5 protein-coding genes and 3 pseudogenes (1 of these 8 cut by a window edge) are annotated in these 7,500 nt (G+C 39.1%); 7 read left to right on the top strand and 1 reads right to left on the bottom strand.

Annotated elements, in window-relative coordinates; genetic code table 11:
* Positions 1–65: 65 nt before the first annotated feature.
* A pseudogene (locus tag LEP1GSC062_RS06650) lies at positions 66–892 on the top strand (DUF1565 domain-containing protein); the annotation flags it as partial.
* Positions 893–1,128: 236 nt separating this feature from the next.
* On the opposite strand, the pseudogene LEP1GSC062_RS25795 reads toward LEP1GSC062_RS06650, so the two are convergent.
* Positions 1,129–1,271 (bottom strand): annotated as a pseudogene (locus LEP1GSC062_RS25795) (LA_2444/LA_4059 family outer membrane protein); the annotation flags it as partial.
* Between the two features lie 175 nt (positions 1,272–1,446).
* Between LEP1GSC062_RS25795 and LEP1GSC062_RS06645 the strand changes: the two are divergent.
* The 6 genes and pseudogenes from LEP1GSC062_RS06645 to LEP1GSC062_RS06620 form a co-directional block, all read left to right on the top strand.
* A pseudogene (locus LEP1GSC062_RS06645) lies at positions 1,447–1,863 on the top strand (LIC11966 family surface protein); the annotation flags it as partial.
* Between the two features lie 430 nt (positions 1,864–2,293).
* Positions 2,294–2,551, top strand: coding sequence for a hypothetical protein (locus LEP1GSC062_RS24600; RefSeq protein WP_010577983.1), 258 nt, complete (start codon positions 2,294–2,296; stop codon positions 2,549–2,551).
* Positions 2,552–3,196: 645 nt separating this feature from the next.
* A complete protein-coding gene (locus tag LEP1GSC062_RS06635) occupies positions 3,197–5,068 on the top strand; it encodes an alpha/beta hydrolase (protein ID WP_020983771.1) in 1,872 nt (623 codons plus the stop codon).
* Between the two features lie 55 nt (positions 5,069–5,123).
* Entirely contained in the window at positions 5,124–5,696 is a 573-nt protein-coding gene (locus tag LEP1GSC062_RS06630) for a bifunctional nuclease family protein (protein ID WP_002622072.1), read from the top strand.
* Between the two features lie 98 nt (positions 5,697–5,794).
* Complete coding sequence (locus tag LEP1GSC062_RS06625; RefSeq protein ID WP_010577982.1) at positions 5,795–6,154, top strand: phasin-related domain-containing protein; 360 nt, start codon at positions 5,795–5,797, stop codon at positions 6,152–6,154.
* Positions 6,155–6,230: 76 nt separating this feature from the next.
* Positions 6,231–7,500, top strand: the 5' portion of a protein-coding gene (locus LEP1GSC062_RS06620; protein WP_039941390.1) for an MFS transporter. It continues 29 nt past the right edge of the window; only the first 1,270 of its 1,299 coding nucleotides appear in the window; its start codon is at positions 6,231–6,233; the stop codon falls past the right edge of the window.

Here is a 7,500-nt window from a genome sequence, read left to right as displayed (position 1 = left end):
CTCGCCGGTTTCCTTTGAAAAATTTCTAATATTTTTTATGGTCCCAAATTGAAAGGAGAATATTAATGAAACAAATTTATATTTGGGTTACGGCTTTATTGTTAATAACGGGATGTATCGATGAAAATGGAGGGAATGAAAAAACTTCTCAAATGATTCTCGGTATTGTAAACACACAACAATCAAAGATAAGCATAAATGATGATCGAAAATCTTCCGACTTGATTATTTACATACCTACATTTTACGTAGATTCCATATCCGGAAACGATTCTACTACTCCGGGCACAAAATCCGCTCCATTTCGTACAATCACAAAAGCCATCTTGGCCTTAAAAAACAGCAATGTAAAAGTAATCGCAGTGGCCCCAGGTACTTACGACGGAACAATTGGAGAAACATTTTCGATTACGATTCCAGAGGGTGTCAATATATACGGAGATATCAACGGAAAGGGTTTGATCGGAGGCACACTTCTTCCCTTTATGCGGGACCACCGGGAACAACTCCAAAAACGGGAGTCACTTTGATTTCCGGAAATGGAGCTATTCATCTCTACATAATAGAGTGTCTAAATTCTGCGTCTAAACGGGAATTTGCGCTCAAATTAACGGTATTCTATTTTACAGGGATCGGTAATAGCGTTTCGAATTACGGCAACGTAACTTTGACGCTTAGAAATAACAGTCAGATTTCCGGATTCAAAATTACAAATCCAAGGCCATACGATTCTCAAAGACTGTCTGTGACAGTTTTATTGAATACGATAAATTCGGCAAGAGTACACCAAAACACGATCGAAGGAGTTATGGGCGGACACGGAATTCTTATGGGTACCAACAGCTTCGATGCCGCACACCAGGGAGGTAATGTTATTTCAGGAAATTCCATATTATTCTGATAACGGAACGGATATCGTAAATTACAATGACGCCGTACTCGTGTATTTCGCGGATGGAAGCGTAGCTCCGGGAGCTTGTAACTAAAAAATCTTCTCTTTTGATTCGTTATACGAACCAAAGAGAAGAAATTGATTTTATGGGAATCTCTATAAAAAATTCACTTTATAGAGGTTCACTCCTTAATTGTTTTCTAAAAAACAAACGATTCGACTTAAATAAATCTTATATACTTATTAATATTCCAAATTCCTAAACCGAAAAAGAATTTCCAGTTCACGGTCGAACCGAAGATTTTATACAGATTCAATCCCACTCGGACCTAAGCATGGGATTGAAATACTGTCTCTTCGTCGTATAACCGCCCGTGTTACGATCGTATTCGCATCAGGTTTTGGTGCGAGTTTCCCATAGAATTCATATTCAAAAAAAATTTGTATATCAAAGAAAATTTTATCCTTCGCTTAACAAACGATCCCGTGTGTGTTTACGTTAAAAATCCAATTTACTGTTGACATTTTTAATTCGACCCCGACCCTTAACATCCATAAAAAATAAAATAGTTATCGCAACCATCTGTGTATTCTTTTTAGCTTCCGGCTGTAAATAAGATCTATGGATCTACAACAATAAGATTATGGAAATAGGAAACGCTTCTATAACGGACACGTTAAACACAGATATGACGAACAAGGAAAACCTTACAAACGGGAAAAATGTTTGGGAAACGAAACTCATTTCTTCACTTGATAAATTGAAAGGAATCGGCGACTTCAAAGAAAATTCCAGCGTTAAAAACGCAAGTCTCCAAGCGCTCAAAACATATCTGAACGTGGTAAGTAAAAACTACAAACGTTTGGTCAAATTGCGCGGTTTAAACGATAAAGCGGGCCTGAATGAAATCAATCAGAACTTCGAAAAGACGGCTATGTCTTTAAACGCAACTTCCGAAAAATTTGCGAAGCGAAAATGCTGTTCTATAATTTTCCCAAGTTTTTTCCAAAACACAAAAAAACCAACAAATTCATTCAAAACGAATTCCTATTTCTTACTATGAAATTCACATTTCGCATATTCGCATTCTTCTTAATCCTTTTTTACTCGAATTGTAAAAAGCCGGATCATTCGCAAGAAATGATCTTACAGGAAAAAATAGACTTTATGGCGGATTGTAATACAATTCTTGGAATCCTTGGAAACATCCGAGAGTTTAAAAAAAAGTTCCGACAGTCTACTTCAAGAAACTCTGAAATTAAACCGAATCGCTAAAAAACAAGAAGAACTTCATTGAAATCTGGAAAAGAAAAAGAATCTTCTTAAAAGGCGCGGAACTCGTAGGATGCCCTCGTCAAATTTCTAATTTAGATAAACTGAATATAAATCTTTCCGAATTTTTGATCGAGGAATACACGGTTACGCATTCGCTTAGCGGACTCGACGGTTTTTATATCATTTCCGATAAAAACGATCTTTCCAAAAGGGAATTCCTACAGGTCAGAATTTTTCGACTTCTCAAAAATTCCGATCCGAGTGTTCTCGAAATTCACGAAAGAGCGCCGCTCGAAGGCAAAATCATATCCGCTCATCATTACGATGGCGGACAAAATAGAAGTCGGAATTCGTTTGAATCGATATACGTAGTTTTAGAATAAAATGAAAAAATCTTTACAAATTCGAAACTATAATTCTACCTGCAGAGAATTCACGTTTATTTAAAGTTTATCTAGGAGTACGAACCCATGGAATCCAATCTACTCAATTCTCGTTTGCTTGAGGAAGCCAATCAATATCAGCCAAATCTACAAAAAATACAGAACTAACTGGATATAATCTTATCGGAACATCTCGGCTTCCCTTCTTTAGAAACACTGGAAAATTTTGCGAAACAAGAAACGGATAAAATAAATCTATTCCAAAAACATAAAGTTCAAATTCAATGGAAACACAAAACGGTAGATTCCGAAAATTGGATTTAACACGAATGAAAAATTAAATCGACGCAACAACCGCCTTTACGGCAAAACACTGAAATCTTGCGGAAATATAAAACAACACTTTCAAAATTCGCGATTTACTTTCTTTAAAACTCCAATTCCAAAAAAGTATTACTTTATAATTTTTGAATGTATTTTCCCAAGGAAAGAATATTTTTTCGATAAAGAAACTATTTCCGAAACGAAAGTCTCACTTTTGAATTCGGGTCCGTATCTTTTTTTAGAAATATTTCTTTTAAAAGACTAAAAAATCGTTTAAATCCAGGTTGGCAGAGAAGCTTTCACTCAAAATTCTGGTCGTAGATGGCTGAACTTCTCGAAAAAAAACCTACGATTCGTAAAAAAAGAGGTAAGAGCGGACTTAACGTAGCGGCCGACGATATTTTCATTTTTCCGATCCCGGACCCTACTTATAAGTTTTTGGAAAAAGTTTGGTCCTCCTTCGTAAATAAAATCGTCGCCTTAACGTTTACGAACAATCAACCTATGTTCAACTATGCGGTCTTTGAAGCGATTCAAGATAAGAATTTAAAAATTGTCGCCTCCTCCACACATTTTAAAATGAAAGAGGTCGCGACTCGAATCGGACTCAGAGATATTCAAGAATTTATAAACCGAACTCTTCCCGTTTCGATCCAGGATCAGGACAATCTTTCCGCGCATTTTATACGAGAAGCGATCATATCAGTCGAAACTAAAAAACGTCCCGAAATTGTCTTTAGCAGTCTCAAAGACGAAAAAATTCACCCGAATTTAAGACATCTTCTTTCGGGAACCATGAACTACGCAGCCGGAATTCCCCTTTTCGTAAAAGGAAATCCGATCGGTATGATATGGGGAATTCGAAGAGATAGGATGAGCGACGAACAAAGAGAAGAAGTTCGAGAGCAATTGAGTTCCTTTTACGACGTAGTGGACTTTGTAGTCGCCCGAGAAATGGATAACAAAGCGGATCCTTATATCGCCAAGAAGAATATAGAGAAAGCGGATCTTCACTCCTACGCAAAGCACCTTTATTACACAAGAACCGGAGGACAACAACATCCGGTTACTTCGATCATATTCGATTGTCATACTTACAATTGTTCCTATCGTTTGGATGCGAGTTATATTATTCCGTCTAACAACGGTTTTTCGGTTAGCCTAAAACGATTCGAACCGGAAAAAACAAACGAAACCGGAAAAATCCTTCTTTTGATTCCAGGCTTTTTTTGTAGAAGATCGGTAATGGACAAAGTTGCGCGAGAGATGGCTCTCAAATACGGTTACCGAGTCTTTTCCATGGATATGCGTGGTCGCTCCAGACAAACTCTTCCGTATAACGGAATCAAAGAAGGATGGACGATCGACGACTTCATCCAGGAAGATTTTCCCGCCGTTCTCAATTGGATCCGAGAAAGTTTTCCAAAAGAAAAGATCGTAGTGATGGGACACAGTATGGGGGGAATGATTCCTAGATACTATGTATCCGCCTATGAAACCTTCATCTCCAAATATCCTCAAAACAAAGTTTCTCTTCCCGATCCAAAGGAAACGATTTCCGGAATTATTTCCGTGACTTCCCCAAACTTCGTCTCCGTAGGAACCAATATTCCCGGAATGAATGCGCTCAAAACGGGACTCAGTCTATTACCTGCAAAATCGATTTCCGATTTCCTTTTCGATCTGACTACGTTCTCTCTTCAATCCACTCTTCCGACAGTGGATCTCAATAAATTCTTTAAGTTCTTATTGGGACTTCATTCTTCCTTGAGAACGGTTTCTTTTGAACTCAGCACGAAAGTTGTAAACCTAAGAGATTTTGTCGGCTACAGACAAATTTCTCCTCCGGAATGGTATTTTCTGATCGAAGATATTTTTTGCGAGGAATCCACAAAGGTAATTCTACAGTTCATCCGTTCTCAGTTAAGCAAAGATCACGCGTTCTTTTCTTTCGACGGTTCGATCAATTATACGGAATTACAAAGAAATTTCCAACTTCCGATTTACTCCGTTCTAGGCACTTTGGATAAAATCGTTCCCGTAAATTCGGTGGAAGAAGAATTGAAATCTCTTCCTTCTCCCAACAATCAAATCGTAAAATTTGACCAGGGACATTTAGGAATTCTCTTCCACATGCCTACGGTTCGGGAAATGTGTTCTGGCTTTCACGATTGGATTCAGAAACTCGATTGATTTCCTCGGGAAAGCATTTGACACCAAAGGTTTACAAGGATAGCCTCCAAAGGGAATGGATCTTGTAGAAGCAAAAATTTCAGACATTTCTCTGACAAACGTAGGATTTGCAGTTTTTCTAAAAACGAAGGATGATTCCGATTCCAGAGTGGTTCCGATTTTTATAGGACCTTTGGAAACCCATTCCATCACTTCCGTTTTGGACGGAACCAAACCTCCGAGACCGATGACTCACGATTTGATGACCGTTCTGCTCGGGACTTTAAACGTAAGTATCATTAAAATATCGATCGAAGAGATCATAGATAATACTTTTTATGCGAAAATTACTCTTCGTAAGGACGAGGACGTAATCGTTCTCGACGCAAGACCGAGCGATTCCATCGCACTCGCGCTCAGGGCAAACGCCCCGATCTATCTCGCCAAAAAGGTGATCGAAGAAGCCGGAATAGAAATGAAAGACGAGGAAATTCCGGGAGAATCCATTGCGAGAGAAAAAATCTCCCAGCTTCCAAAAACCCAACTGGAAATCCTGCAAGATTCCCTAAACAACGCGCTTAAAACAGAAGACTATGAAACCGCAGCCAGAATCCGGGATCAGATCAAAAAGTTAATCGAGAATTCTTAATTTTCCTGATACAGTTTTAAAAAAAAGACGACTTAAAACCGGTGCAAGTTCTACAATAATCGATCGAACTCAATTGGTAGATCAAAAGGAGAATCAGATTGGAAAGGTTATTGATGGATATTCTAAATGCGGGAATCGCTCTGTTTCAAAACGGAGAAGAAAAAGTCAAACAGTCTCTGGCCGAATTGGATACGATTTACCAGGAACTGAGAGAAAAAGGAGAAGCAAATCAAAGCATAAAAGCCAACCAAGTCCGGGAACTTCTGAATAAAACGGTTCAGGATGCGACCGAAATTCTCTCCAAAGGTGGCGAAAGCAGACAACAAGCATTCGCCAAACTACAGGAAAATTTCATTCGTCTTTCCGCGGAAATCGAAGCATCGATCCCGGACCAATTCAAAGCGACCGCAAAAAATTCTCTCGAAGAATTAAAGCGTCTCTTAAGTAAGAAACAATAGCCCCCTCTTTTTTCGAAAATGTTAAGACAAGGTAAGTGGCTTGGAAGATTGTTGTCTTCGAGCCATTCTACCTCTCATGAATAAAATTTCCTTTGTACTTTTCTTTACCGTATTCATCGATATGATGGGGTTTTCCGTAATTTTTCCCATTTTCCCCGAAACGCTCAAAGCCTTTCTCGCTAAATCCGGCGATCCCGTCCTTGATAAGTTCACCGACTTTACGAGAATCATTATGGAAACCTCTTCGGGAGATTGGTCCTTATTCGTCGCTCTTTTCGGTGGAATTGTCGCAAGTCTCTACTCTCTTTTACAATTCGTATTCGCGCCTATTTGGGGAAAAATTTCGGATCGGATCGGTCGTAAACCGGTGCTCGTTCTTACGAGTTTTGGAAGTTTTTTCGGTTATGCGATTTGGTTGTTCTCCGGAAGTTTTTCTCTTTTCGTTTTTTCCAGAGTGATCACCGGAATCATGGGAGGAAACATCTCTGTGGCCTCTGCAGCGATGGCGGATATCACAAACGAAAAAGATCGTGCAAAAGGAATGGGACTGATCGGTGCAGGCGTAGGTCTGGGATTTATCGCGGGTCCTCCGACAGGAGGATTATTTGCGAAAGTAGATTCCGGCTTTTTAGAGCTTATGTTTCCGGACCTGACGTTCACCATGTTTCCCGCATCGGCTCTTGCCGCCACTACGATCGCTTTGTTCAATCTTTTTATGATCATTTTTTGGTTTCGGGAAACTTTCGATCTAAAGAATCGCGCCTCATCATCGGAAACGAAAAAGATTCATCCCATCATCGGAGTTTTCAATTCCAAAAATAAGGAAGTCCTTACATATTCTTTTCTCTATTTTGTTTTCGTCTTTGCATTTTCTGGTTTTGAGTTTTCAATCAATTTTTATTTAAGTCAATTTTTGAACTACAGCCCCGTCGCAATCGGATTTACCTTCGTTTACATCGGAATGATCATCGTTTTAATCCAAGGTGGCGTTTTTCGAAGACTTTCCGGAAAGATCAAGGAAACCAGACTGGTTCGAGCAGGAACACTCTCTTTGCTCGTAGGTTTTTTATTGCTCTATTTTGTTTCAAATTCCTATCAGCTTTTTATTTCTCTTACGTTTCTGGCTTCTGGAAGCGCTTTACTTCATCCTTCCCTTTCCACGTTAGTTTCTCTCGTATCCAGCCAGGAAGAACAAGGAACAAATCTCGGAATGTTTCGAAGTCTCGCCTCTTTAGGAAGAGGACTTGCTCCATTTGCATTCTGTTTAATTTATTTCAGCAGAGGTCCCTCAATCTCGTTTCTAACTTCGGGATTTATCTGTTTACTATTTCTACTTTTTATCTGGA

Origin of the sequence: Leptospira alexanderi serovar Manhao 3 str. L 60, assembly GCF_000243815.2 — a bacterium.
GTDB classification, from domain to species: domain Bacteria; phylum Spirochaetota; class Leptospiria; order Leptospirales; family Leptospiraceae; genus Leptospira; species Leptospira alexanderi.
This window is presented reverse-complemented; position numbering and strand designations above follow the sequence as displayed.